The sequence below is a fragment of the Faunimonas sp. B44 genome, from assembly GCF_052655945.1.
Window position 1 is genome coordinate 24,291 of the sequence record NZ_JBQYEX010000012.1, and the last position, 25,504, is coordinate 49,794.

A 25,504-nucleotide genomic window follows, 5' to 3' on the forward strand; every position below is an offset into this window, starting at 1 on the left:
AACCGCCCCGGGCCACTTTGGACCGGGCGGTAAGACACCCTTAACCAAGCCGCACCACAGTGCACGGCCATGACAACGCCGAATCCGCCACGCCTCAAGAAGATCGGCACCCGGTCCAATGCCTAGCCGCATCCTGGTTCTCGACGACGATCCGGCCGAATGTCGGCTGATCGAGGAGACGGCGCGCATGCTGGGCTCCCGGGTCGAGACCGCGAGTTCCGGCGAGGCGGCGCTCGCCCGCGTCCGGCGCCCCGACGCACCGGCCGTTTCGGTGGTCGTGCTGAGCCCTTCGGCGCTAGAGCCCGATGGATTCGGCATCCTGCCGAGGCTCGGGGCGAGCCCTGCCAATCCGGCCGTGATCGTGCGGGCCGATCAGCCGGGCGGCGAATCGGCGCTCGCCGCCATGCGCGCCGGCGCGTTCGACGTCCTCGTCAAGCCGTCCTCCCCGGCCCGCGTGCGCACCTCGCTCGCGAACGCCCTGCGGCTGGCCGCGCTCACCGACGAACTCGCCCGCACGCGCTGTACGCGCACCGGCACCCTCACCTTGTGCGACCTGATCTGCCGCGCGCCCGCTATGGAGCGCATTGTCGATCTCGGCGAACGCGCCGCCCGCTCCTCGATCCCGGTGCTCATCGAAGGCGAGGCAGGCGTCGGGAAGGAGACGCTTGCGCGGGCGATCCAGGGCAGTTCCAACCGCCGCTCGCGGCCCTTCGTCCGCGTGAGCTGCGGCGGCGTCTCGGAAGCTCTCCTGGAGAGCATGCTCTTCGACGGGGAAACGAGCGCACCGGCCGGGATGCCGGAGCGCAGGCTCGGAAAGTTCAGGGAAGCGCAGGGCGGCACGCTCTTCCTCGAAGAGGTCGCCGATCTCGGCACCGAAGGACAGGCGCGACTGCTCCGCCTGTTGCAGGACGGCGAGATCGACGGTCCCGGGCCGTTGAAGGTGGATGTCCGCCTCATCGCGGCCACCAGCCGGCGCCTGCTCGATCTCGTTTCGCATGGCGCGTTCCGGGAAGACCTCTTCTACCGCCTGAACATCCTGCCGATCAGGCTTCCGCCGCTTCGGGAGCGGCGCGAGGACATTCCCGCGCTCGCCGAGGATTTCCTCGCCCGCTTCGCAGCCGAGGAGGGCAAGCGCGGGATCGCCGGCTTCGCCGACGAGACGATGGACGCGCTCGTCGCCTACGATTGGCCGGGCAACATCCGCCAGTTGCAGAACGCCGTGTTCCGCGCCGTCCTGCTCAGCGAAGGCGGCATGCTCCGCCCGGACGACTTTCCGCAGGTCGCGGAGCATCAAGGCAGCAGCGCGCACGACGAAGTCGCCCCGCGGCCGCCCGCCTTTTCCAGCGCTTCGTCCGCCTCTGTTGCCGAGAGGCGACAGCACGGGCCCCATTCGCATCGCGGCCTCCGGCCGGCGCTCGTCCAGGCTGACGCCGGTCCGGCACAGCGTTATGGTCTTGCCCGGCTCCTGGACGAGCGCGGCGAGATCCGCCGCTTCGATGCGCTGGAGGAGGAGGTGATCCGTTTCGCGCTCGGTCATTATCGCGGACGCATGAGCGAAGTCGCGCGCCGGCTCGGCATCGGCCGCTCGACGCTCTATCGGAAGTTGAAGGACTACGGGATCGACACCGAGGCTTCTGTGGCGCCGGATGGGCGAACCGCCCCCGAGCTCGCAGTGGTCGAGCAGTAGGATGGCAATGAGACAGTCTGCCCTCTTGGCCGCAAGCGCCGCCCTCCTGGCGTTGACCAGCGCTGGCTTCGCCAAGCCGACGGACGTTGCTCTCGCCGTTCCGAATGCGCCGGCCGAGGCGCCGGTCCTCGACGGGACTGCGATGTCGGAGCAGGCCGAACTGGTCTGGTCGCTGCTCGAAGGCCGCACGGAACCGCGCGACCGCATCGAGCGCGAAATCCTCGCGAACGTGCGCGCGTTCTACAAGGCCAGGCGCTTCGAGCCCGCCTGGATCGTGGACCGCAAGGCGACGCGGAACGCGAAGGCGCTGGTCGCCCGGATGTCCCGGGCGGCCGAAGACGGCCTCGACCCGAGCGCCTACGCGACGCCGCCGGTCCACTTCTTCGCGCTGAAGGATCCGCAGGTCGCCGCCCAGGCCGACATCGCGATCACCCTGGCCGCCGCCCGCTTCGTCGCGCATCTCGCCGCCGGTCAGCTCGTTCCGTCGAGCCTCGGCGAGGGCTTGAGCCAGAAGCCCGAGCGGCCCGACCTCGCGGCTGCGCTGGCGCGGCTCGTGGCGGCGGACGATGCCGCCCTGGCGGTCGAGGCATTGGAGCCGCCGCATCCGGAATACAGGGCGCTCAAGGCGGAACTCGCGCGGTTGCGCGCGGCCCCGGCAGAGGCGGAGACCGTCGAGATCCCGCCCGGGCCGGCCTTGAAGCTCGGCGGCCGCGGGGAGCGCGTGGCGCTGCTGCGCGCGCGGCTGGCTTTGCCGGGCGCCCAACCGTCGGACGAAGCCGTTTTCGACGACGCCCTACTCGCGGCGGTGAAGACGTTTCAGGCGCGGCACGGCCTCAACGCCGACGGCGTGGTCGGCGCCGCGACCCTCGCAAGGCTCAATTCGGTCAGCCGCGATGCCGAGATCGGTGCGCTCATCGTCAACATGGAGCGCTGGCGCTGGATGCCGCGCGACCTCGGCAGCTTCCACGTCTTCGTGAACGTGCCCGAATTCGTCGCGCGCGTCCGCAAAGACGGGGAGACCGCGTTCCGCACCCGCGTCGTCGTCGGCACCCCGACGAACCAGACTCCGCTCTTCTCCAACGCCATCGACCATCTGGTGGTCAACCCGTACTGGAACGTTCCGACCTCCATCCTCAGCAAGGAGATGCTGCCGGACATCCAGGCCGATCCCGGCGGCTACTTCTCGCGGCGCGGCTATCAGGTGCTGGCCCGCGCCGGCGGCCAGATGCGCGTCGTCAGGCCGGACACGATCGATTGGACTGCCATCGACGTGCGCAGCCTCCGGGTCCGGCAGCCGCCGGGCGAAGCGAACGCGCTCGGCCGGATCAAGTTCATGTTCCCGAACGAGCACGCGGTCTACCTGCACGACACGCCGCTGAAGAAGCTGTTCGAGCGCGACGCCCGCGCCTTCAGCCATGGCTGCGTGCGCGTCGACAACCCGCTCGCCTTCGCCGACGCCGTCCTGGTCGACGAGGCGGAATGGAACTCGGACCGGCTGCAGAAGCTCTACGGCGGACCCGAGCGGCGCATCAATCTTTCCCGGTCGATTCCGGTGCATCTCGCCTACTTCACAATGGCCGTGGACGGCGAGGGCGTGTTACATCGCTACAGCGATCTGTACGGAATCGACGCGAGGATGCAGAAGGCACTGGGAAATTCGACGGAATGGTGATCTTCGTCCAATTTCCGCCACGAGCTGACACTTAGGGTGCGTAAGCGACGCAGGGGAAGTCACCTTACCGGGGGGAACGGGGCGATCCCAAAACAAGGGCATTCCGCGGTTGGAACACATGGCCTCTAGACCATCGGCGGGCCTGCGCGCCCGCATCGCGGTCGGCACACTCTGCGTGCTGATCCTCGCCAGCCTCTCCGGCTACGCGGCTGCCCGGGAGGGAGATCGCACGATCAAGCTCTACTATACCCACACGGGCGAGAAGGGCGAATTCACGTTCAAGCGAAACGGCCGTTACGACCGTGCCGAGCTCGAGCGGCTGAACCGCTTCCTGCGCGACTGGCGCCGCGGCGAGCCGACGCGGATGGATCCGCAGCTCTTCGACCTGATCTGGTCGGTCTACCAGCGCCTCGGCACGAACCAGTACATCCACGTCGTCTCCGCCTACCGCTCCCCCGCCACCAACAGCATGCTGCGCTCGCGCAGCCGGGGCGTTGCCAAGAACAGCCAGCACACCCAGGGCCGGGCGATGGACTTCTTCATTCCCGGCGTGCCCTCCTCGAAGATCCGGGAACTCGCGCTGCGCATGCAGGTCGGCGGCGTCGGCTACTACCCCACCTCCGCATCCAAGTTCGTCCATCTCGACACCGGCAGCGTCCGGCATTGGCCGCGCATGACGCGGCAGCAGCTCCTCGCCCTCTTCCCGACCGGCGAGACGATGTACATCCCGAGCGACGGCAAGCCGCTGCCCGGCTTCGAGCGGGCGCTCGCCAAGTACGGCAAGTCGAAGTCGACCGCCCTCGCCTATCTCGATGCCAAGGCGAGCGGCGGCTCCTCAGGCGGTACGCTCGCCGGCTGGCTCGGACGCGTGTTCAGCGGCGGCGCCGACGAGGAGGAGGACACCGAGATCTCCCGGCAGCCGAGCCGCGGCGTGCCGGTCCGCACGGCTCCGTCCGAGGAGCCAAGAGTCCTGGTCGCATCGGCGCCCGCCCGGCAGCAGGCGCCGGCCGCAGCCCGCGTGCAGCAGCCGACGGCGCAGGTGCCGCAAGTTGCGGTCGCCGAAGCCGCGACCGCACCGCTGCCGAAGGCCGTGCCGGTCAAGACGCGCGACATCGTGCTCGCCTCGCTCACCCCGGCGGCGGCACCGGTTCCGGCGGATCTCCCGCAGCAACCCGCCGCGCTCGCAGCAGCCGCGCCGGCAGAGGCGCCGGATGCAGCCGCCGTCCTTGCCTACGCTCCCACCCCGAAGGGCCGGCCCGGCGTGAGCGCCGGCCAGCCCGCGCCTATCCCGGCGGCGGAGGCGAACCAGGTGGCGGCCCTGATCGGGAACGCGGTACCTGCCTCCGAGCGCTTCGAAGTGGCGTCCCTTCCAAGTGCTGACGACAGCGCCGCACTGGACGCAGTCCTGAAGGCGGCCCAGGGACTCCGCACCGGTGCGCCGGACAGGCCCGTGATCGAGGCGAGCTCCGCCGTCGCCGCCGCGAGCGCGCTCGGTGGCCGCTCACCCTTCCAGATGCCGGTCGCCCACCCCGGCTATCAGCTCGCTTACGCCGCGGCGGTGGAGCTGGAGGCGGATCAGGTGGCCCATCCCACCCCGCGTATGCGCCCGGCTCTGAAAGAACCGAGCACCACCGGGGCCGTCTCGCCCGTCCTTGCAGTGACGGTCGCCGCCGAGCCGACCAACGCGGGTCGTGCGCAGACGGTCGCGCATCTGGCCGATCCTGCGCCGGTCCGCTCCCCTGCGGCCGACGCCGCGCCCGAGCATGTGAGCGCGGTGCGCAGCCTGATGGCGAGCGCGACCACGCGCACCAGGGCATTCGCCCAGTTCGCCATGCCGAAGCCCGTCGCCCGCTCCGGCCTCTTCGCGGTCCCCGCGTCGGCTTCGGGCGTCCTCGGAGGCGCATCGGCGGGATCCCTGCGCACCGACCGCTTCTCCGGCGCGAGCCTCGACACGTCGGAATCGGGCTCCGCCTCGTCGACCGCCCACTTCGCCAGCCTGCGCTGACGCAGGGCGTTCGAGCACCGGCCGTGCATCCGGCCGGTGCTCGCTGTCACCGCGGCGCACGTTTGCGTGTGCCGCTGGCGCTTGCTGGGCCACAGGGGTAATAGTCCCCGCAACGCCATTCCTCCTTTCGGCGCAGCCATGTCGAGCGTCGACAGCCCCTACCAGCATCTGCCGCGCCGCGGCCTCCCCACCGGAACCGTGCCGGCGCTGGTCGCAGTCGGCGCCGCACTCGGCACCGCGGTGATCGTGGTCGGCCTCTCGCAGCGGAGCGGGCCGGCATTCTTCCTCACCCCGGTCGTGGGCTTCGCCCTGCTCGCCGCGCTCATGGCGCCGCGACTGCCGGAGCACCATCGGCATCAGACCTTCGGCACCCCGAACGCGATCACTCTGGTGCGGGCGGCCGTCGCCCTGTTCCTCGCCGGCGCGCTTTCCGACCATGCATTCGGCAAAGGGAGCATCCCCCCGTCCACGCTTTGGACGGTCTTCGCCCTCGCCGCCATTGCCTTCTCGCTCGACGCCATCGACGGTCCGATCGCGCGCCGCTTCGGCCTCGCCAGCGCGTTCGGCGCGCGCTTCGACATGGAAGTGGATGCCTTTCTCGTGCTCGTCCTCACCGGATGGGCGGCGGAGACGGAGAAAGTCGGCCCCTGGGTCCTCGCCATCGGCCTGATGCGGTATGCCTTCGTCGCTGCGGGCGCGGTGCGCCCATGGATCGCGCGCCCCCTGCCGCCGTCGTTCCGGCGAAAGGCGGTGTGCGTGCTGCAGTTCTTCGTCCTTCTCGCCGTTCTTGCCCCCGCAGTTCCCGCCGGCGCGGCGGCCGTGATCGCGGGTATCGGGCTCTTGCTTCTCGCCTGGTCGTTCGCCATCGACGTCGGCTGGGGATGGCGGCACGGGCGGGCCGTACCCCGCGAGGCCGGGTGAGCCCGCTGCACCGTCATGCACGGGCCCCGGGCGTGGCCGCAGGCTTCGACGCGATGGCTTTCGCCGGCCTGCTGCGCTCGCTCGCCCTCTATTACGGCGTTCCCGGCAGGAACCGCCGGCTGCGCGCGTTCTATGCCGGGCTCGTTCGGCCGGGTGACCTCGTCTTCGACATCGGCGCGCATGTCGGCAACCGGACGCGCGCGCTTCACGCGGTCGGGGCGACCGTCATTGCCGTCGAGCCCCAGCCGCTCCTCGCTGGATGCCTGCGGCGCACCTTGCCGGGCAATCGGATCGTCCTCGTCGAGCACGCGGTTGGTGGCTGCGAGGGCGAAGCGACCTTGCTGATCTCCCGGCGCCACCCGACCGTCTCCACGGCCGATCCCGCCTTCCCGGACGCTGTCGGGACGACGGCCGGCTTCGAGAAGGTCCGCTGGGATCGCAGCGTCACGGTCCCGATGACCACGCTCGACCGGCTCGTCGCAACCTATGGGCGCCCGGCCTTCGTGAAGATCGACGTGGAAGGGCTCGAGGCGGACATTCTCGGCGCGCTCTCCGCGCCCGTACCGCTCCTCGCCTTCGAATATCTTCCCGCCGCGCCCGAGGTCACGGCGGCCTGCCTCGATCGTCTGGGGAGCCTCGGCGCCTACCGGCTGAACGCCGTCGTCGGCGAGGACCACCGCTTCGTCTGGCCGGATTGGGTCGATCCGGCCGAGGCCGCGGCACGCATGCCGGCTTTGTGCCGCTCCGGCCGTTCGGGCGATCTCTATGCGCGGCTCGTCCAATGAGGGCTCGTGCCCCTTGGGCGGCGCCGTCGGCGCGGAGATCGTCGTGGCTCATCCCGGCAAGGCATCGGGAGGGGCCGGCATGACCAACGGTCCGGCGCGCCTGCGCGGTGCGGCCCTCACGCTCGCGGCGGCCCTTGCCGTCCTTGCCGCCCTTGGTCTGCCCAACGACGCCGCGCGCCTCCTGGAGCCCGGTACGACGGCTTTCCCCCTGGAGTTCCCGCTGCTCGTGCTGCTGCTTGCCATCCTGCCGGGGCGCGGGGGACGCGTCGCGGCGCGCGTGGCCGGGCTGGCGCTGACTGCAATGGTGCTCATCAAGCTTGCAGACATGGCGAGCCACGCTGCCTATGGCCGCCCCTTCGAGCCGGTCTTCGATGTCCATCTCCTGCCGGCGGCGTGGAATCTCGCATCGGGCGCGATCGGAGTGCCTGCCGCGGCCGTCGTCCTTGCTGGCTCCGTCCTCCTCGCCGCGATCGGCGGCGCCCTCCTGGTCGTCGCGGCGGGCCGGCTGAATGCAGACCTCTCCGGGTCACGCCGCGTGGTCGCGCCGTTCGCCGTGGCCGTGCTCGCCGTGACAGCGTTCGCACCGTTCTCATCGGCGGACGCCAGCCGCCTTGTCGCCCGCCACGCCGCAACCGCTTGGGCGAGCCTGCACGACCTCGCGGCGTTCCGCGCCGAAGCGGCCGACGAACCCTTCGGCGACGTCCCCGACGCAGGGCTCCTCGGCAGGCTCGACGGCAAGGACGTGCTGTTCGTGTTCGTGGAATCCTATGGCCGCAGCGCGCTCGAGGGCAGCGATCATGCTGCGCCCGTGCGCGCCACCCTCGCATCGGCCGAGGACACGATGGCGCGCGCCGGTTTCGCGTCGGCGTCCGGCTGGCTCGCTTCGCCGACCGTCGGCGGCCAGTCCTGGCTCGCCCATGGCACGTTCCTGTCCGGCCTCAGGATCGACAACCAGCGCCGCTACCTGCATTTGGTGACGAGCGCGCGCGCGACGCTCGTCTCGGACTTCCGCCGGGCGGGCTGGCGTACGGCGGCCGCGGTCCCGGCCATCCGCATGGCGTGGCCCGAGGCGGCCTTCTTCGGCTACGACGCGATCTACGACGCCCACGGGCTCGGCTACGCAGGCGAGCCGTTCAACTGGGTCACGATGCCGGACCAGTACACGCTGAAGGCGTTCCAGGAACGTGAACTGGCCGGCCCCGGCCATAAGCCGCTGATGGCGGTCCTCGCCCTCATCTCGAGCCACGCGCCGTGGACGCCCATCCCGCCCGTCATCGACTGGGAGGCGGTCGGCGACGGCAGCGTGTTCAATCGCTGGGCCGGCTCGGGCGACCCGCCAGAGGTCGTCTGGCGCGATCCCGAGCGCGTTCGCGCGCAGTACCGCCTTTCCATCCGGTACGTGCTCGATACGCTCGCGAGCTTCGTGGCCCGCCACGGCGATCCGAACCTCGTCCTGATCGTGCTCGGGGATCACCAGCCCGCGCCGCTCGTCACCGGCAGGGATGCCGGGCGGGACGTGCCCGTCCATGTCATCGCGAAGGATCCCGAGATCGTGCGCGCTGCGGAAGCCTGGGGCTTCGCGCCGGGGCTCATCCCGGCAAGCGACGCCGCGACCCTCCCGATGGAGGCGATGCGCGGCCGAATCCTCGAGACCTTCACACCCGAGGGATCGCCGGGCTCGGCGGGTCCCGCCGATTATTCCGCCGCCGCAAGGTCCGGGTCGTCCCCGAGCGCGATGAGGTGACCCGCGCGCTCCGACTTGGTCCGGAGGTAGCCGCGGTTCTCGGCGGTCACGGCGCCGAGGATCGGCGTGCGGCTGACCACCTCGATGCCGGCGTCGCGCAGGAAGGCGACTTTGGCGGGGTTGTTCGTGAGGAGGTCGACGCGTTCGACGCCGAGGCCCCGGAGCATCGCCACCGCGGCCTCGTAGCGGCGCGCATCAGCTTCGAAGCCGAGCATGGCGTCGGCGTCGATCGTGTCGAGGCCGAGGTCCTGGTGGAAATAGGCGTGCATCTTGGCGGCAATGCCGGTGCCGCGGCCTTCCTGGTCGAGATAGAGGAGGACGCCGCCGCCGCGCTCGGCGAGTGCCCGGAGCCCCTCCCGGAGTTGATCGCCGCAATCGCATTTGAGGGACCCGAACAGGTCGCCGGTGATGCAGGAGGAGTGAAGCCGCACAGGCACCGTCCCGGCAAGGTCGGGATCGCCCACGATCACCGCGAGCTGGTCGCGCTGGGCAAGTCCGCCGCGGAACACAACGAAGGTCGTATCGCCTGCCGCCGCGAGCGGAACCCGGGCGCGGCTCACCTCTTCGAAGAGCCGGCCTGCGCCGGCGCGTGCGGCCTCCAGGTCGCCGTTGCCGAGCGTCAGCATCCCGCTTCCGACCGCGGCCCGCGTTTCAACCGGCGCGACGATCACGGCCGGCAGGAGGAGCGCGAGGCGGGCGAGCTCGCTCGCCGCCGCGCTCGTCGCGCTGGCCTCTCGCGCCCGTTCGAGCGGCTCGCGCGGCACGTCGGCTACCAGGCCGTAGCCAATGAGGACGGCCGCCTCGCGATCGAGCCCCGCAAGCGGCACGAGCGCGCCTTCCGGGCGCGCCAGCCCGAGCAGGTTGGCGCGCGCCGGCGTCAGGTGGACGGCATGCGCGTCACCCGCCAGGCGCGCGAAGCGCTCATAGGACGCCGGCGTCGTCGAATCGAGCGGGAGGATCGCAAGCGGGCCGGATTCGCCGGTGAGGAGGACGGGGCGCCCGGCCCTCAGCTCGGCAACGGCGCGCTCCACCCGGACTTCGGGGCGGTCGCCAAACCCCTCGCAACTCGTCATGTGCGCTCACCTGCACTCGTGCCGTTTCGCTCCTGCGCTACATTTGCGGGAAGAGGCGCTTTGACAAGTCTCAATTCCGCGAGGAAGCTGACCGCGCATGCATCTTGCGAGAGAGCCCGTCGCCGTCACGACGAGGGTCTGGGCCTGGCTCCTGGACCGGCGCGGGCGCAATCCGGACGAGCCGCCGGCATCCTGGACCGTCGGCGAACGCATGGCCGCAGCCTTGTACGGCCCGCTGGCCGGGCCGGCCGGAACGCCCTTCGTTCTGGCCCAGGTCGGGCAGTCGCTCGACGGCCGGATCGGAACGCCGTCGGGCGATTGCCGCGACGTCTCCGGCCCCGACGGCCTCGCCCATCTGCACCGGCTGCGGGCGCTCGCCGATGCGGTGATCGTCGGCGCCGACACGGTGCTCTCGGACGATCCGCGGCTGACCGTGCGGCTCGCCGCGGGCCCCGATCCGAGCCGCGTCGTTCTCGACCCGAGCGGGCGTGTCCCGGGCGATGCCCGGATCTGGGCACCCGGCCCGCGCCGGATTGCGATCCAGACCGTCGACGCCGCGCGACCGGAGGGCGTCGAGGTCGTCAGGCTTCGTCCCAACGGCAGCGGCAGGATCGATCCGGGCGAGATCCTGGAAGCGCTTCGCGGGCGCGGGCTCGGCCGGATCCTGATCGAGGGCGGGGCGCGGACGATCGCCGCCTTCATCGACGCGGGCCTCGTCGACCGCCTCCACGTGGCAGTCTCCGCGAAGATCATCGGCTCCGGCCCGTCCGGCCTTGCCCGCGCGCCGATCAATGCGCTCGCGGACGCGATAACGCCGGAGGCGACCGTCTATGCGCTCGGCAGCGACATCCTGTTCGACTGCACCTTCGCGCGATGCGCCGACGACCGCCGCGGCCGACCGCTAGCGCGGAACGGCGAGAAGGTCCTGGTGCCCGATGCGGATCGTGCCGTGCGGCGCTGAGGCGAGGCGCGCCGAAAGCCACAGCTCGGCGTCGCCGGCGGCATCGAGGTGACTGCGCGCCGCACCCGCGACGCCGCGCAGGAGGTCCGTCGTAAGCGCGAGGTCGCCCGCCCCCAGGATCCAGGGGCTCGCAGCCACCCGGACGGAATACCCGGAGCGGCGGAGGGCGCGGGCGAGCACGTCGGCCGCTTCCGGACCGAGGGCCGGGCCGAACCCCTTGTCCTCCCGCTGATCGGCGTTGAAGGCCGTGCCGACCCGCTCGTCAAGGGGATGGCCGGGGTCTAAGGCCATCGCGCCGGTGTAGGTGAGCGCGGCATAGAGCGGCAGCCGATGCGCTGCGAGGATGGAGACGAGAGCCTCCACCCACGCGTCCGACACGAGGTCGAACAGCGCCGAGGCCGTCACGAGCGCGACGCCGTCGAGCGGGAGGCCGGCGCCGCCATCGGGGGCGAGGCGGGCGAGATCACGCGCGAACGTCGCGGCGCCCGGCGTCCGCCGCCCCGCCTCCCGCAGGAGATCCGGGTCGTGGTCGACGAAGCGCCAGGTGATGCCGGCGCCGCAATAGGGGCCGAGGGCGCGCGCGGTGGCGCCCGTCCCGCTGCCGAGATCGAGGACCACCGCATCGTCCGCGCGCGCAACCAGCGCGGCCGCCGCCCGAAGCAGGCCCTCGTCGCGCGCGGCGCGATCCGCCGGCTCGCGGAGATCGAGCCACTGCCTCGAGAACCCGCTCATTGCAGCATCGACCGCAGCACCTGGCCGACGATCGCCGCCGTCTCCGTCCAGGTGGGAAGCCTTGCTCCGGCCGAACACGCCCGCGCCGCATGGGCACGCCGCTCGACCGGATCGGCGATGAGGCGCCGCATCGCGGCGGCGAGCGCGTCGACGTCGTCGACGGGAACGAGGATGCCGGCGCCTTCCGGCACGACCTCCGGAACCGCGCCGGCCTGGCAGCCGATCACCGGCAGGCCCTGCGACAGCGCCTCGGCGAAGACCATGCCGTAGCCCTCGTAGCGGCTCGGCAGCACGAAGAGATCGGCCTCCGCCATGCGCTGGCGGGGGTCGTCCTCGACGCCCAGGAACGCGACGCGGCCGGACAGGCCGAGCCGTTCGGACCGGCGGACGAGGCCGCCCGCCCAGTCGGGATCGGCTTCCGGGCTCCCGACGATCCTGCAGGTCCAGTGAAGGTCGGCGATCCGCGCCAGGGCGTCGAGGAGGACGTCGTGCCCCTTGCGCGGAATGAGCGATCCGACGGCGATGAGCACCGGCGGCTCGTTCCCGCCCTCCGCCCGAGGGCCGGGATCGGTTCCGGGCGGCGCGACGGCGATCTTGCCGGCCGGCACCGCGTAGCCGGAGACCAGAAGCTCCGCCGTCGTCCGGGACGTGGCGATCACCCGCCGGGCGGCGGCCAGCGCCCGGCGCTCCGACGCGGCGAACCGCTCCTGTTCCCCGGCGCCGAGACCGGTCTCCAATGCGAGCGGATGATGGACCAGCGCGACGAGCGCCAGCCGCTCGCCTTCGGCCACGGCGATGTGGTCCATGGCGCCGAAGGCGAGGCCGTCGACAAGCACGACCGAGCCGTCCGGCCGGTTCGCGAGCGCGCCACGCGCCTCCGCCTCGTCCGCTTGGCTCGGCCGCGGATAGCCGGCCGGCAGCCGGAGATGATCGACCGGCAGACCGATCAGGCGCAATTCGGCCAGCAGCCTCCTGTCGTAGCCGTAGCCTCCGGTCAGCTGCGCGATGTCCCCGGGAACGGCGAAGATGACCCGGCCTCCGCTCAAAGATCGGCCTCGTACCAGCCGCGCGCGACATGGCTCTCGTGGAGCGTCACCCTGAGCCGCCGGATCCGCCCGCCGCCCGCGCCGAGATCGCCCGCCCGGATCGCCTGCGCCAGCCGGTCGAACACGTGCTTCGCCAGCACCTCGGTCGTCGTCACCTTGCCGGCGAAGGTGGGCTCCGCGTCGAGATTGCGGTAGCGCAGCGGCGCCAGCGCGTCGGCGAGCGCCTTGGTGGCGAGGCCGATGTCGACGGCGAGCCCATCCTCGTCGAGCTCGGCGGTGAAGAAGGCGGCGTCCACCACGAAGGTCGCGCCGTGCATCGCCTGCGCGGGCCCGAAGACCGGCCGCGGCAGGCTGTGGGCGATCATCACGTGGTCGCGGACTTCGACGGCGAACATGGCGGTTCCTCGGCGGATGTCAGTAGCGGATGCGGTGGAGCAGCGTGTCCGGCGCGGCCAGGATGCCGCCATAGTCGGACGGCAGGTCGGCGAAGCGCGTCTCGCCGCTGACGAGCACGTCGAGCGCCTCGTCCGCAAGGAGCCGCATGGCCGTTTCCAGCCGGCGCCGGTTCGTCCAGCGCGCCCGCCGCGCCGGCGGAACGGAGCCGACCTGCGACGTGACGAGCGAGAGCCGCCGCGCATGGAAGGCCTGGCCGAGCGGCAGCGCCGGGGCCGCGTCGCCGAACCAGCTCGCCTCGACCACACGCGCCTCGAAGCCGGCCGCGCCGAGCGCGCTGCGGAGCCCGGCCTCGCTCGCGCTGGCATGGACGACCACGTCGAAATCGTCGCCGAGCTCGGCTGGCGCGGCGAAGCCCGCCCCGAGCGTCCGCGCCGGCCCCGCCCGCGCGGCGTCGACGTCCGCCACCGTCACGTCGGTTCCAGGGATGCGGGCGGAGAGCCGCGCCGTCAGCAGGCCGACGAGCCCGCCGCCGATGATGGCGACCCGGTCTCCCGGTGCGATCCCGGCATCCCACACGATATTGAGCGCGGTCTCCATGTTCGCGCCGAGCACCGCGCGCTCGACCGGCACATCGGCCGGGACGGCGATCGCGGCCTCCGCCGGGATCACGAAGCGATCCTGGTGCGGATGGAGCGCGAAGACGGTGCGGTCGCGGAGGTCCGCCGCGCCGTCTACGACGCGGCCGACGGCGGCATAGCCGTACTTCACCGGAAACGGGAACGTGCCGCCCTGGAACGGGCAGCGCATCCGGTCCCGCTCCGTCTCGGGCACCCTGCCCTCGTAGACGAGCCGCTCCGTCCCGCGGCTGATCGCGGAGACGAGCGTCTCCACGAGGAGTTCGCCTTCGCCCGGCGGCCTCAGCGCCTCGCCGCGAAGCTCCGCCCGCTCCGGCCCGACCACCCAGAGCGCGGTCGCGTCGCGCCCACGCGTTCGGGCGCCCGTCACAGCATCCTGTGGAGCGTGGCGTCGCGGCGAAGCACGTGATGCTTCAGCACGCCGCCGAGATGCAACGCCACAAGCGCCAGGATCATGTAGCCGAGCACGGCGTGCACGACCGAGAAGTACGGCGCGATCTCCGGCGACTTCCCGATCGGGCTCGGGATCGGCACCAGCCAGAACCATTCGAGCGGGAAGCCGTGCGCGTTGGTGGCGAGGAATCCGGTGATCGGCATGAGGAGAAGCACGACATAGAGCGACCAGTGAACGGTGGTCGCGAGCCGGTGTTCCCAGGCGGGCATCGGCAGCGGCGGCGGCGGCCGGTGCACGAGGCGCACCGCCCAGCGCGCCAGCATCAGCCAGATCACCAGGAAGCCCAGCGATTCGTGGATCATGTAGAAGGTGAGCTTCACGTCCTCCTTCACGAACTTGATGACGGCGCCGAACGGCAGCACGACGAGCACGAGGAGCGCGATCGTCCAGTGCAGCGCGCGCGCCGCAGCGGAATAGCGGGGCGTGACCTCCGGCACGGCGGTCCGGCTCATCGGGCGCCTCCCTGCCCGGCTCGGGACGTTCGCTGGCGCCGGGCGCGCTCAGGGTTCCCCCTGCGCCGTGCGCCCGTCAAGGGCAATGCGCGCGAGGACGCTCCCGGCGCCGCACGCAAGGGTGCCGGGGCAGCCGTGTCAGAATGGCGTCTTCGTGATTTTCCCGCTCGATTCGACGAACCAGCGCTCGCTCGGCATCGGCTCGCCGCGCAGCCGCGCCTCGGTCCAGTCCGCCATCAGCGTCTGCGGGTGGGGGCCGTTATTGGCGGCGGGTCCCCGGATCGAATGGCGCGAGCCCTCGTAGACGACGAGCTGCTTCGGCCCGGAAAGACGTTCGAAGAGGCGCTCTGTGTGCTCGAAAGGGCTGAGCTCGTCCGCCTCCCCGGCAAGGCACAGATAGGGGCAGGCCACCCGGCCGACGTCGTGCTCCCAGGTGAGCGTCCTGATGAAATCGTCGAAGGCGTCCTCGTCGGTGAAGCCTGCCATGTACATGAAGCGCATCTTGAAGGTGGGCGAAGCCTCCTCGAAGATCGTGTGGAAGCCCGGCTCGTGGCACGTCGCGCTCACCGCACAGGAGCGGAACCCGGGGTGCGAGGCGGCGAGGATCGTCCCGAAGAACGATCCGAAGCTCCGTCCCGTGATCCCCACCCGCTCGGGATCGATCTCCGGCCGGGCCGACAGCCAGTCGAACACGGCCGGTCCCGTGGCGCGCCAGTTCTCGAGGCTCACATGGATGCCGAGGACGGGGCTCTCGTATTGCCCCGGCCCGTCGAGCGCGAGCACCGCCATGCCCCGCTGCAGCATCGGGTCGCCGTAGAGCTGGACGATGCCTTCCTTGAAGGAATCCATGCCGGGGATCGCCACCACCAGCGGCAGGCGTCCCTCGCGGTGGCCCGGCGGCAGGTGCAGCCAGGCCGGCAGCTGCTTGTCGCCGAGCGGGATGGAGACCGCCTCGACATGATGGTCCGCGAGCCTGGCATAGGCCGTGTAGCAGGCCCGCTTGCGCTCGTTGTAGCGAAGGTTCGTGGCGTTGTTCTCTTCGAGCGGCCACTGCGCAGCGCCCCAGTGGACCGCCGCGATGAAATAGTTGTTGCGGGCTGTGACCGTCTGCCGGGCTTCCTCGGCCGCGACGGCCTTCGCCTCCCGCTTCTTCGCCATCGCCTCGAAGGCCGGCGCGCAGTCGGCGTACTTCTTCACCTGCTGCCGGATCGTCGCGAAGTCCGGCGCGGCCTCCATCCCGCAGGGCGCATTGAGATAGGTCGAGCGCGGCTGGTCCCAGTCGATCCCGTTCGCCTCGATGACGTTGTCGACGAGCCAGCGCTGCGCCGCCCAGCGTCGCGTGTGCGGCCTCGACGGCGCGGCCTTCAGCCCGGCACGCCCACCCTGCGCGATGTCGTTCACTGCTTCCCTCCCGGTTTCTGTCCCCTTGTCCGGATATCCCTGCCGCCGCCGGGCCGGCAAGCGCAAGCCCGGATCCGGCACCGGAACGGGAGAAACGGGAGGCCGGTGCGCGGAACGCCCCGGTTCGGCAGGCGGATCGCGCCTCGGGGGTCGCCCGCTATTCGGCAGCCTCGCGCACGCCGCTGCCGGGTATCATGCCGAGCGCCTGCATGTAGAGTTCGAGGATCGCCTCCTCCTCCTCGCGCTCGGCCGCATCCTTCTTGCGCAGCGCGATGATCTTCCTGAGCGCCTTGGTGTCGAAGCCGTTGCCCTTGGCCTCGGCATAGACGTCCTTGATGTCGTCCTGGATGCCCTTCAGCTCCTCGGAGAGCCGCTCGATGCGCTCTACGAAGGAGCGGAGCTGGTTGGCTGCGGATTCATTCGGGTTCAGTGAGTCCATGCCATCATCCTCTCGGCGCGGTTCGCCCGCGCATGGCCTTGAACCACCCGCGTGCCGAAAGCCGGCCGCGTCGTCAACGGGACCTTTCCGCCATCCTCATCTTTGCAAGAAAGCTGTGTCAGTCGTGCCGCGGACGGTTGACTTCGAAGGCGGCGAGGCTGTCGGCCGACGCGGCCGCCTGGTTCTTCTCCTTCCAGATCTCGTACGGCATTCCGTAGACGATCTCGCGGCTCTCCTCCTTCGTCATCGGCAGCCCGCGCTCTTTCGCGGCGTCGAGATACCAGTTCGACAGGCAGTTCCGGCAGAAGCCGGCGAGGTTCATGAGGTCGATGTTCTGCACGTCGGCGCGCTCGCGCAGGTGCTGGACGAGCCTGCGGAAGGCGGCCGCCTCCAGCTCGGTTCGAACCGGGTCATCGGGTTGCGGCATCGTCATCTCCTTCTGTCCGTGTCGGCCCGCCGTCGGCGTTGGAGCCGGCATGGCGGATCTCGTGTACGCCCTCCGTCGCGAGGACCCGGCGCAGGATCGGCTCCAGCCTGTCCGCCCATTCCAGTACGCCGGCCGGCGTGGCGATCAGGTCGTTGCGGACCTCGAGCAATGCATGCGCGAGCCCGCGCCCGGTCCCATGCCGATACATGGTGTCGTTTTTCAGCGCGCCCGAATACGGCTCGTTGCTGCCGACGCGGAGGCCCTGGTCCTCGCGCAGCATGTCGATGAGCGGACGCGCCAGGCGCATGTCGCGGTCCCAGAGCACCCCGGCGTGCCACGGCCGGGCGAAGCCCTTCCAGATCGGCGTGTAGGAATGGACCGAGAGGATCGCCGGCGGCCGGCCGGCTGCGATCATCCTGTCGAGCTGGACCTCGATCGCCCGGTGGTAGGGCCGATGATAGAGATCGAGCCGACGCTCCCGCTCGCCGGCGTCCACATGCGCATTGCCGGGCACAACGGCGCCGTCTGAGAGCCGCATGATAAGGGTGGGGTCGTCCTCGCCCCGGTTGGGATCAATGAGGAGCCGCGACACGCGCGTGAGCAGCGCCGGCGCGCGAAAGCGGGCGGCGAGCTCGCGCGTGAGCGCCGCCGCCCCGATATCGTAGCCGATGTGGCGCTCGAGCTCGCTCCGCGGCAGGCCGAGGTCCCGATACCGCTCCGGCACGGCGTTCGAGGCATGGTCGCACAGAACCAGCAGGCCTGCGTCCACGTCGCCGTCCAGATGCTCGACGGCTTCGGCCGGTGTTCCCGCGCAGGCAGCAGTCTCCATGGAAAACATTCTCAAAATGCGGAAATGCCTCGCGGTGGGAAGATGGGCATGATAGGGGCTGTCGCCGCCGCTCGAAAGACCTCATAAACCCGCCATGGTCGCACCCGCCGGACAGTCTCTGGCCGCACGAGACGACGCCCCGCTCGCCTTCATGGCGCTGGTCGCGGGCGCGATCGGCATGGGCATATCGCCGATCTTCGTGCGTTTCGCCGAAGTGGGGCCGTTTGCGAGCGCATTCTGGCGCGTCGCGCTGGCGCTTCCCGCGCTCTGGATCTGGATGCGCCTGGAGGGTCGCGGCGTACCGCGCGCAGCCACGCCGGCCACGTGGGCGGGCGTCGTGTCTGTGATCGCCGCGGGCTTGCTGTTCGCCGGCGACCTGACCTTCTGGCACCTGTCGATCATGAACACGACCGTCGCCAACGCCACCTTCCTGGCGGTGCTCGCGCCGGTCTGGGTCGTGCTCGGCTCCGGACTGTTTCTGGGCGAGCGGGTCGAGCGGCGCGTCCTCGTCGGGCTCGCCCTCTGCCTGGTCGGCGCCGCGGCCCTCATCGGGAACTCGCTGGCGTTCCGTCCCGAGCAGGTGCTCGGCGACATCTACGGCGTCATCACCTCGGTCTTCTTCGGGGCGTACTTCATCGCGATGCGGCTGGCGCGGCGCGCCTACGGCTCCGGGCGCGCGTTCTTCGGGTCGTCGCTCGTGACCGCCGCCGCGCTGGGCGTCCAGGCCGTGGCCGTGGAACCGCAGCTATGGCCGGCGACAATGGGCGGGATCGGTGCGCTCGTCGCGCTCGCCCTGGTCAGCCATGCCGGCGGCCAGGGCCTGCTCGCCTATGCGCTCGGGCACCTCCCCGCCGCGTTCTCCTCGCTCGTCATCTTCCTGGAGGCGGTCGCCGGCGCCTTCTTCGGCTGGGCCATCCTGTCGGAGGCGGTCGGCGCGTATCAGTTCGCCGGCGCCGCCGCGATCTTCGCCGGCATCGCCTTCGCGCGGATGCGGCGGGCCAAATGAAAGGAGCCTCGATGGACCTGCGTGCCCTTCGGCTGGCGATGTTCGACGCCGCCGTCTCCCGAGCCCAGCCCTCCGTCTGCCTGCCGCCGCACCTGCCGGAGCCGCCCGGCGCAGGCCGGCTCCTGGTGCTCGCCTGCGGCAAGGCCGGCGCCACCATGGCGGAGGCGGTCGAGCGCCACTACCTCGACGCCGGCCGCATCGCGCCGGAGCGCCTCGTCGGCATCTGCGTCACGCGCCACGGCTATGGCCGTCCGCTGCGCCGCATCCGCTGCGTCGAGGCGGGGCACCCCGTGCCGGACGACGCAGGCCTGCGGGCGACGGCGGAGACCCTCGCGCTCGCCCGCTCGGCGACGGCCGAAGATCTTGCCCTCGTCCTCATCTCCGGCGGCGGGTCGGCCAACTGGACGGCGCCGGCGCCGGGCCTCTCGATCGAGGACAAGCAGGCGCTCACGCGGGCGCTCCTGAAATCGGGCGCGCCGATCGGCGACATCAATACGGTCCGCAAGCACCTCTCGCGGATCAAGGGCGGCCGGCTCGCGGCCGCTTTGGCGCCGGCCCGCTCTCTGTCCCTCGTCATTTCCGACGTCCCCGGCGACGACCCGAGCTTCATCGCCTCCGGCCCCACGGTCCCCGACCGGACCAGTGCGGAGGACGCGCTCGCCATTCTGGAGAAGTGGGCGATCCCGGTGCCGGCCCCGGTGAGGGCCGTGATCCGCTCGGAGGCGGGCGAGACGCCGTCCCCGGACGATCCGGCCTTCGCGCTCGCCGAGTACCGGATCGTCGCGCGTCCCGCCGATTCGCTCGCCGCGGCCGCGGCCGTCGCGGAGCAGGCCGGCTACGAGGTCGTCGCCATGGGCGACGCGCTCGAAGGCGAGGCGCGCATTGTGGCCGCCGAGCATGCGACGCTCGCACTGTCCTTCCGCGACGCGAACCGGCGCTGCGTCCTCCTGTCGGGCGGAGAGCTCACCGTCACGGTCAGGGGCGAGGGCCGCGGCGGGCCGAATCAGGAATACGCTTTGGCGTTCGCCCAGGCGCTCGAAGGCACGAATCGCATCGCCGGGCTGGCGGCCGACACCGACGGCACGGACGGCGGCGGCGGCGACCCCGGCGACCCGGCCGGAGCCCTGTTCGATTCCGGCACCGCGGCGCGCGCCCGCAGCCACGGCCTCAACCCTGCCCATTTCCTGGAGAACAACGATGCCACGACGTTCTTCGAACGGCTCGAAGACCTCGTCGCGACCGGGCCGACCGGCACCAATGTCAACGACTTCCGCTGCGTCGTCGTTGACAATGCCGGCGAGCCGGGGCCATAAGCGCGGCGGGGTTCCAGACACGAAAAAGACGGCATGGGCGGAGCCATGATGCTTGTCCGTACAAGCGCTATCGCAGCCCTCCTGACCAGCGTGGTCCCCTACCTTTTCTCCCCTTCCGGCGCTCTGGCGGATCTCAGGCTCTGCAACAAGACGCCGAGCCGCGTCGGCGTTGCCATTGGCTACGTGAACGAGAAGCAGTGGACCACCGAAGGCTGGTGGAACATTCAGGCCAAGAGCTGCGAGACGCTGCTCGGCGGGGATCTGTCCTCCCGCTACTATTACATCTACGCGGTTGACTACGATCACGGCGGGGAATGGGGCGGCGCGGCCTTCATGTGCACGCGTGACAAGGAGTTCACGATCGAGGGCGTGAACGATTGCGTTGCCCGCGGCTTCCAGCGCACGGGGTTCTTCGAGGTCGACACCGGCGACCAGACCAACTGGACGGTGCAACTCACCGAACCGACCGCGCGCGGAGGCGTCGGGGGCCGATGAGGCGAAACCGCAAGGCGAAGATCGTCGCCACGCTCGGCCCAGCGTCGAGCAGCCCCGAAAAGATCGACGAGCTCTTCCGCGCCGGCGTCGACGTCTTCCGGATCAACATGAGCCACGCCACGCATGAGGGCATGCGGGCGCTCGTGCGCACGATCCGCGAGGTGGAGCTCCGCTACGGCAGGCCGATCGGCATCCTGGTGGACCTGCAGGGGCCGAAGCTCCGGCTCGGCAGCTTCGAATCGGGCTCGGTCGAAATCGCGCCGGGGCAGAGCTTCGTGCTCGACAGCGATCCCGCGCCTGGCGGACCCGATCGGGTCTACCTGCCCCATCCCGAGATTCTGGAGGCGCTCGAGGCGGGGCACCACATCCTGCTCGACGACGGCAAGGTCCGCCTCGAGGTCACGAAGGCCGAGCCGGACCGCGCGGAGACGACCGTGCTGGCCGGCCGCCGCCTCTCCAACCGGAAGGGCGTCAGCCTGCCCAACACCGTGCTGCGCGTCGGCGCGTTGACCGAGAAGGACCGCAAGGATCTCGAGGCCGCTCTCCGCGAGGAGATCGACTGGATCGCCCTCTCCTTCATCCAGCGGCCGGAGGACGTTGCCGAGGCGCGCAAGATCGCGCGCGGCAAGGTCGGGATCATGTCCAAGATCGAGAAGCCGCAGGCCGTGGAGCGGATCGAGGAGATCATCGAGATCTCCGATTCGATCATGATCGCGCGCGGCGATCTCGGCGTTGAGATGCCGATCGAGCTGGTGCCGGGCGCGCAGAAGCGCATCACCCGCGCCGCGCGGCGCGCCGGCAAGCCGGTGGTCGTCGCGACCCAGATGCTGGAGAGCATGATCACCGCACCGGTGCCGACCCGCGCCGAGGTGTCCGACGTGGCGACTGCGGTCTTCGAGGGCGCCGACGCGGTCATGCTCTCGGCGGAATCGGCCGCCGGCGAGTATCCGGTCCTCGCGGTCGAAACCATGAGCCGCATCGCCGAGCAGATCGAGCAGGACCAGCTCTATCAGCAGATCATCCATTCGCAGCGCAACGAGCCCGAATCGACCGGCGCCGACACGATCACCGCGGCGGCGCGGCAGATCGCGGAGACGCTGCATCTGGCGGCGATCGTCTGCTTCACCTCGTCGGGCTCCACCGGCCTTCGCGCCGCGCGCGAGCGGCCCCACGTGCCGGTGATCGCGCTCTCGCCCGTGCCGCAGACGGCCCGCCGACTTGCGCTCACCTGGGGCCTCCATTGCGTCGTCAGCGCCGACGTGCATGACGTCGACGAGATGGTCGACCGGGCCTCGCGGATCGCTGTCGAGGAAGGCTTCGCCACTCCCGGCCAGCGCATCATCATCACGGCCGGCGTGCCGTTCGGAACGCCCGGCGCGACGAACCTCCTGCGCCTCGCCTTCGTGGGCTCCGACGGTCTGTCGGGGATCTGACAGGTCGGGCCGAGCCGGGGCGACCGTCGACGGTCCGCCCGGGGGGTCGCGCGCTCCGCGAACCTCACGCTCCTGGAACGCAATTTTTACGGGCGATCGGCACAGTCCCGCCGACATCCGCCACTTCGTCCGGGATGCGGCCGGGCGGCGGACATTCACGCTTGTTTGGGGGAGGAAACATGCCGATCGTTGTTCGCACGCTTTCAGTTCTCGTGTTGCTCGTCGGTGTCGGGGCGGCGTCTGCACCGTCGATGGCTGAGGACACCGGCCCCGTTCAGGTCGTCTCCGGCGTGAAGTACGAGTTCCTGGAGCGCTGGGACGTCGATCGCCTGAACAAGGTCCTGGAAACCGATACCCCTGCCTTCTCCGGCATTCCCGTCACCTACAGCCCGGCGCGCAATGCCGTCCGCCTCTATCGCGTCACCTATTCCTCGGTGATACCGGAGCGCGGCAACAAGCCGACCGTCGCGACCGGACTGATCGCTGTCCCGGACACGGAGGAGACGAGTTTCCCCACGGTCTCATACCAGCACGGGACGGTGTACGGGAAACAGCAGGTTCCCTCGTTCCCGGAGCAGTCGCCGGAGACGGCGCTCATGATCGCGCAGTTCGCGGGCCAGGGTTACCTCCTCATCGGCGCCGACTATTTCGGCCTCGGCCTTTCGGAGGAACCCGAAGGCTACATGGTGAAGGCCAGCCATCAGCAGGCGACCTACGACATGCTGATGGCGAGCCGCGCGGTGCTCGACCATCTGAAGATCGAGAGCACCAAGCTGTTTCTGGCCGGCTGGTCGCAAGGCGGCTTCGTCACGATGGCCTTCCTGGAGAAGCTCGAGAGCGCTGGCGTGGCGGTGGAGAAGGCCGCGACGGCAAGCGCCCCGGTCGACGTCTCCATGGCACTGAACGGCTTCCTGAACTTCCCCCGCAAGAATGACGCGACCTGGGTCCCGACCCTGTTCATCCTGTCGTCCTTCGCCTTCGAGAACTATTACGGCGTGCCGGGCCTCGCGCGCTCCTTGATCACCGACGAGGAGTACGACGTCTCCAAGAAGGCCTATGAGCGGCAGCCGATCGATCCGGCAGATGTCCCGACGGATCTGCGCAAGCTGGTCCGCCCGGACTATTTCGATCCGCAGTTCTTCGCCGCATCGGCGTACGGGAAGCTGGTCGCCGAAGCCCACGCCTACCGCTGGGTGATCAAGTCGCCGGTTCGCAACTATTACGGCGAGAGCGACGAGGCGATCAGCACCGGCCTGGGCCGGCTCGCCATGACCTACCAGCAGGCAATGGGCAACGGGAACCCGCAGGTGGAGGCCGTGTCGACCGGGGAGACCACCCACCGGGGAACCTTCGCGACGGCGGTGCCGCAATGGAAGACCTGGTTCGACGGTCCCTGACCGCTCCATGAAGCCGGGTTCGGTCGCGCGACGACCGTGCGGAAGGATGCAGGAGCCGGCACCCGCCCGCCGCCGCCGGGCGGTTTCTCGGAAATGGCAGCGTCGCGCTTCTCCTCGCGGCGGTGCAGTCTGATCCCCGGCTGGAGCGGGTCCCCCCGCTCTGACGGGACTGCGGCCGCTACGCTCAGAGCGAGCGGCCGTCGACCTCCTGCTTGAGCTCGTCGCGGACCTTCTTCGCCTCCTCCATCTGGGGATGGATGGCCAGCGCCCGGTCGAACACGGTCAGCGCCGCTTCCTTGCGGTCGAACTCGCGCAGGATGATGCCGAGCCCGGCGAGCGCGCCGAAATGCCGGGGCTCCAGGGCGAGCACGCGTTCGAGATCGGCCATCGCCATGCCGAACTGCTTGCGCGCGAAGTGGACAGTGGCGCGCTTGTTCCAGCCTTCCGGAAAGTTCGGCCGCAGGGTCACCACATGGTCGAGCAGGTCGAGCGCAAGCGCTTCGTCCTTGTCCTTGATCGCCTGCAGCGCGCGCCCGAACAGGAGGTCGATCGTCGGGCTGCCGGATTCGTGGAGGCGCTTCACGATCTCGTGCTCGAGCGCCTTCGCGGAGCGTTGCTCCGGGCTAACGGCGAGGCGGTCATAGAGATCGTCGAGCGACATCTGGGAGATGCGCTCGCGCAAGGACGGCTCGGCCCGCGGCCTGTCCTGCGCCGAGGCGGGCGGCGCAATGGCGAGGGCGAGGGCGAGCAACAGGACAAGACGAAGCATGGCCGGAGAACCTAGCGTCCTCCGGCCATGCCGTCAAAGCCAGTGATGGAAGCCCGGGCTCAGCCCTGGCGGGCCTTGTACCGCTTCTGCGTCTTGTTGATGACGTAGATGCGGCCCTTGCGGCGCACGAGCTGGTTGTCGCGGTGGCGGCCCTTGAGGGCGCGCAGAGAGTTCTTGATCTTCATCGGTCCGTCGTCCCGCGTACGGCAATCCGCACGCCCTGAATGGTTCGAGCGGGAAATAGGGGGCCGGGAGGGAGCTTGTCAATGGCCGGGCTGCCGCATCCAGGCATTCGTCGGGGAAGCTCTGGCGGTTTGCCGCCGGCCGGATTACCGATGGCGGGGGTGCAGGTGGGGCGACCATGAGCGTCGAGCATTGGCTGGTCTACTTCGTGGCCGCGGTCGGGCTCTCGCTCACGCCCGGCCCGAACGGGCTTCTCTCGCTCACCCACGGCATCCGCTACGGCTTCCGCCGGACGGTCTGGACGGTGCTCGGCGGCGTCGCCGGCTTCTCGCTCCTGATCGCCGCCTCCCTCGCCGGGCTCGGCGCGATCCTCGCGGCGTCCGAGCAGGCCTTCACCGTCGCGAAGTGGGTCGGTGCCGGCTATCTCGTCTATCTCGGCGTGCGGACGTGGCGGGCGCCGCCGCCGGCCGTGGATGCAGGAGCGGGCGACGCCGGACGGGAGCGGCGCGGGCACCGCCTCTTCACGCAGGGCTTCCTGGTGGCCGTCTCGAACCCCAAGGCGCTGATCTTCTTCGCGGCCTTCCTGCCCCAGTTCATGCAGCCCGGCCTCGGCTATTTCACCCAGCTCGCGATCTTTGCCGGCACGTTCGCGGCGGTGGAATTCGCCTACGAGCTGGTGCTCGCCGGCATGGCCGTCCGCGTCGCGCCCTGGCTCGGCCGCCACGGGCGCTGGTTCAACCGGGTGACGGGCGCGACCTTCGTCGGCATCGGCGGCATGATCGCCACCGCCGGCCGGAGCTGAGCATCACGCCTGTTCCTTGCTGGTCGGAACGTACCAGAGGAAGACCGAGCACGAGATCGCGGCCAGCCCGACTGCCCCGAGCAGGATAGGGCTCGACCCGCCGGTGAGCGCGAGGACCAGGGCGAACGAGCCCCAGGCGGAGGAAAGCGCGATCAGCTTGACGCCTCGGCGCATGGTCCTTTCCTGCTCGAAGCGATGGGCCTCGGCGAGCGCGGCGCTGAGGAGCGGCATGCGGGTCAGCCAGGCGTGAAGGCGCGGGCTGGAGCGCGAGAACGCCCAGAGTGCGACCAGCACGAAGGGCGTCGTCGGCAGGCCGGGCAGCCAGACACCGAGAATGCCGAGCGCGCTGGCTGCGATGCCGACTGAGGCGAGGATCGGCTTCTTCACGTCGTCCGGGGCGCGGCCGCCCATGCTCCTGCTGAAGTTGAATGGTGCATTCGACAATAG

26 protein-coding genes are annotated in these 25,504 nt (G+C 70.5%); 13 read left to right on the forward strand and 13 right to left on the reverse strand.

The window, feature by feature from the left end:
- Nucleotides 1–118: 118 nt before the first annotated feature.
- From ACUN0C_RS16440 to ACUN0C_RS16465, 6 genes are all read left to right on the forward strand, one after another.
- On the forward strand, nt 119–1,687 hold the full coding sequence (locus tag ACUN0C_RS16440; protein WP_445467484.1) for a sigma-54-dependent transcriptional regulator: 1,569 nt from the start codon (nt 119–121) through the stop codon (nt 1,685–1,687).
- A 7-nt stretch (nt 1,688–1,694) separates the two neighbouring features.
- Entirely contained in the window at nt 1,695–3,359 is a 1,665-nt protein-coding gene (locus ACUN0C_RS16445) for a L,D-transpeptidase family protein (protein ID WP_445467485.1), read from the forward strand.
- Between the two features lie 118 nt (nt 3,360–3,477).
- Nucleotides 3,478–5,364 carry a DUF882 domain-containing protein gene (locus ACUN0C_RS16450; RefSeq protein WP_445467486.1) on the forward strand — a complete coding sequence of 629 codons (1,887 nt, stop codon included), beginning with the start codon at nt 3,478–3,480 and terminating at the stop codon, nt 5,362–5,364.
- A gap of 138 nt (nt 5,365–5,502) precedes the next feature.
- The gene (locus ACUN0C_RS16455; RefSeq protein WP_445467487.1) at nt 5,503–6,285 is read left to right on the forward strand and encodes a CDP-alcohol phosphatidyltransferase family protein; all 783 of its coding nucleotides are present in this window, start codon (nt 5,503–5,505) and stop codon (nt 6,283–6,285) included.
- Between the two features lie 32 nt (nt 6,286–6,317).
- The gene (locus ACUN0C_RS16460) at nt 6,318–7,070 is read left to right on the forward strand and encodes an FkbM family methyltransferase (protein WP_445467488.1); all 753 of its coding nucleotides are present in this window, start codon (nt 6,318–6,320) and stop codon (nt 7,068–7,070) included.
- 79 nt (nt 7,071–7,149) lie between these two features.
- Nucleotides 7,150–8,814 carry a sulfatase gene (locus ACUN0C_RS16465; protein ID WP_445467489.1) on the forward strand — a complete coding sequence of 555 codons (1,665 nt, stop codon included), beginning with the start codon at nt 7,150–7,152 and terminating at the stop codon, nt 8,812–8,814.
- On the opposite strand, the gene ribA is transcribed toward ACUN0C_RS16465, so the two are convergent.
- Nucleotides 8,766–9,887, reverse strand: coding sequence for a GTP cyclohydrolase II RibA (gene ribA, locus ACUN0C_RS16470; RefSeq protein ID WP_445467490.1), 1,122 nt, complete (start codon nt 9,885–9,887; stop codon nt 8,766–8,768). The genes ACUN0C_RS16465 and ribA overlap by 49 nt on opposite strands.
- A 97-nt stretch (nt 9,888–9,984) precedes the next feature.
- On the opposite strand from ribA, the gene ACUN0C_RS16475 reads away from it, so the two are divergent.
- Entirely contained in the window at nt 9,985–10,848 is an 864-nt protein-coding gene (locus tag ACUN0C_RS16475) for a RibD family protein (RefSeq protein WP_445467491.1), read from the forward strand.
- Here ACUN0C_RS16475 and ACUN0C_RS16480 read toward each other — a convergent pair.
- From ACUN0C_RS16480 to ACUN0C_RS16520, 9 genes are all read right to left on the reverse strand, one after another.
- Entirely contained in the window at nt 10,789–11,580 is a 792-nt protein-coding gene (locus ACUN0C_RS16480; RefSeq protein ID WP_445467492.1) for a hypothetical protein, read from the reverse strand. The two genes, ACUN0C_RS16475 and ACUN0C_RS16480, sit on opposite strands and share 60 nt — an antisense overlap.
- Nucleotides 11,577–12,626, reverse strand: coding sequence for a glycosyltransferase family 4 protein (locus ACUN0C_RS16485; RefSeq protein WP_445467493.1), 1,050 nt, complete (start codon nt 12,624–12,626; stop codon nt 11,577–11,579). The genes ACUN0C_RS16480 and ACUN0C_RS16485 overlap by 4 nt, the downstream gene beginning before the upstream one ends.
- Entirely contained in the window at nt 12,623–13,021 is a 399-nt protein-coding gene (locus ACUN0C_RS16490) for a 6-pyruvoyl trahydropterin synthase family protein (protein ID WP_445467494.1), read from the reverse strand. Before ACUN0C_RS16490 ends, ACUN0C_RS16485 begins: the two co-directional genes overlap by 4 nt.
- A 19-nt stretch (nt 13,022–13,040) precedes the next feature.
- Nucleotides 13,041–14,027 (reverse strand): zinc-dependent alcohol dehydrogenase, encoded by a 987-nt coding sequence (locus ACUN0C_RS16495; protein WP_445467495.1) that lies wholly within the window; start codon nt 14,025–14,027, stop codon nt 13,041–13,043.
- Nucleotides 14,024–14,563 carry a cytochrome b gene (locus ACUN0C_RS16500; RefSeq protein WP_445467496.1) on the reverse strand — a complete coding sequence of 180 codons (540 nt, stop codon included), beginning with the start codon at nt 14,561–14,563 and terminating at the stop codon, nt 14,024–14,026. The genes ACUN0C_RS16495 and ACUN0C_RS16500 overlap by 4 nt, the downstream gene beginning before the upstream one ends.
- Before the next feature lie 138 nt (nt 14,564–14,701).
- Nucleotides 14,702–15,964 (reverse strand): alpha/beta hydrolase family protein, encoded by a 1,263-nt coding sequence (locus ACUN0C_RS16505; RefSeq protein WP_445467497.1) that lies wholly within the window; start codon nt 15,962–15,964, stop codon nt 14,702–14,704.
- Nucleotides 15,965–16,121: 157 nt separating this feature from the next.
- Nucleotides 16,122–16,403 carry a DUF2312 domain-containing protein gene (locus tag ACUN0C_RS16510; protein WP_445467498.1) on the reverse strand — a complete coding sequence of 94 codons (282 nt, stop codon included), beginning with the start codon at nt 16,401–16,403 and terminating at the stop codon, nt 16,122–16,124.
- Between the two features lie 118 nt (nt 16,404–16,521).
- Nucleotides 16,522–16,830, reverse strand: coding sequence for a DUF1244 domain-containing protein (locus tag ACUN0C_RS16515; protein ID WP_445467499.1), 309 nt, complete (start codon nt 16,828–16,830; stop codon nt 16,522–16,524).
- Complete coding sequence (locus tag ACUN0C_RS16520; RefSeq protein WP_445467500.1) at nt 16,814–17,659, reverse strand: N-formylglutamate amidohydrolase; 846 nt, start codon at nt 17,657–17,659, stop codon at nt 16,814–16,816. Before ACUN0C_RS16520 ends, ACUN0C_RS16515 begins: the two co-directional genes overlap by 17 nt.
- Nucleotides 17,660–17,753: 94 nt before the next feature.
- Here ACUN0C_RS16520 and ACUN0C_RS16525 point away from each other — a divergent pair, with 94 nt between their 5' ends.
- The 5 genes from ACUN0C_RS16525 to ACUN0C_RS16545 all read left to right on the forward strand — a co-directional run bounded on the left by ACUN0C_RS16525 (nt 17,754) and on the right by ACUN0C_RS16545 (nt 23,303).
- Nucleotides 17,754–18,665 carry a DMT family transporter gene (locus ACUN0C_RS16525; RefSeq protein WP_445467501.1) on the forward strand — a complete coding sequence of 304 codons (912 nt, stop codon included), beginning with the start codon at nt 17,754–17,756 and terminating at the stop codon, nt 18,663–18,665.
- Nucleotides 18,666–18,676: 11 nt separating this feature from the next.
- On the forward strand, nt 18,677–19,978 hold the full coding sequence (locus ACUN0C_RS16530) for a glycerate kinase type-2 family protein (RefSeq protein ID WP_445467502.1): 1,302 nt from the start codon (nt 18,677–18,679) through the stop codon (nt 19,976–19,978).
- 48 nt (nt 19,979–20,026) lie between these two features.
- Nucleotides 20,027–20,473 (forward strand): DUF1036 domain-containing protein, encoded by a 447-nt coding sequence (locus ACUN0C_RS16535; protein WP_445467503.1) that lies wholly within the window; start codon nt 20,027–20,029, stop codon nt 20,471–20,473.
- Complete coding sequence (pyk, locus tag ACUN0C_RS16540; protein ID WP_445467504.1) at nt 20,470–21,906, forward strand: pyruvate kinase; 1,437 nt, start codon at nt 20,470–20,472, stop codon at nt 21,904–21,906. Before ACUN0C_RS16535 ends, pyk begins: the two co-directional genes overlap by 4 nt.
- A 251-nt stretch (nt 21,907–22,157) precedes the next feature.
- Entirely contained in the window at nt 22,158–23,303 is a 1,146-nt protein-coding gene (locus tag ACUN0C_RS16545; protein ID WP_445467529.1) for an alpha/beta hydrolase family protein, read from the forward strand.
- Between the two features lie 184 nt (nt 23,304–23,487).
- Here the strand turns inward: ACUN0C_RS16545 and ACUN0C_RS16550 are convergent, their stop codons facing one another.
- Together ACUN0C_RS16550 and ykgO are read right to left on the reverse strand one after the other, a co-directional pair.
- Complete coding sequence (locus tag ACUN0C_RS16550; RefSeq protein WP_445467505.1) at nt 23,488–24,072, reverse strand: tetratricopeptide repeat protein; 585 nt, start codon at nt 24,070–24,072, stop codon at nt 23,488–23,490.
- 59 nt (nt 24,073–24,131) lie between these two features.
- Entirely contained in the window at nt 24,132–24,257 is a 126-nt protein-coding gene (ykgO, locus tag ACUN0C_RS16555) for a type B 50S ribosomal protein L36 (protein ID WP_445467506.1), read from the reverse strand.
- Between the two features lie 176 nt (nt 24,258–24,433).
- On the opposite strand from ykgO, the gene ACUN0C_RS16560 reads away from it, so the two are divergent.
- Entirely contained in the window at nt 24,434–25,057 is a 624-nt protein-coding gene (locus ACUN0C_RS16560) for a LysE family translocator (protein ID WP_445467507.1), read from the forward strand.
- A 3-nt stretch (nt 25,058–25,060) separates the two neighbouring features.
- On the opposite strand, the gene ACUN0C_RS16565 is transcribed toward ACUN0C_RS16560, so the two are convergent.
- Nucleotides 25,061–25,468: a YbaN family protein gene (locus ACUN0C_RS16565; RefSeq protein ID WP_445467508.1), complete on the reverse strand. Its 408-nt coding sequence runs from the start codon at nt 25,466–25,468 to the stop codon at nt 25,061–25,063.
- Nucleotides 25,469–25,504: the final 36 nt, after the last annotated feature.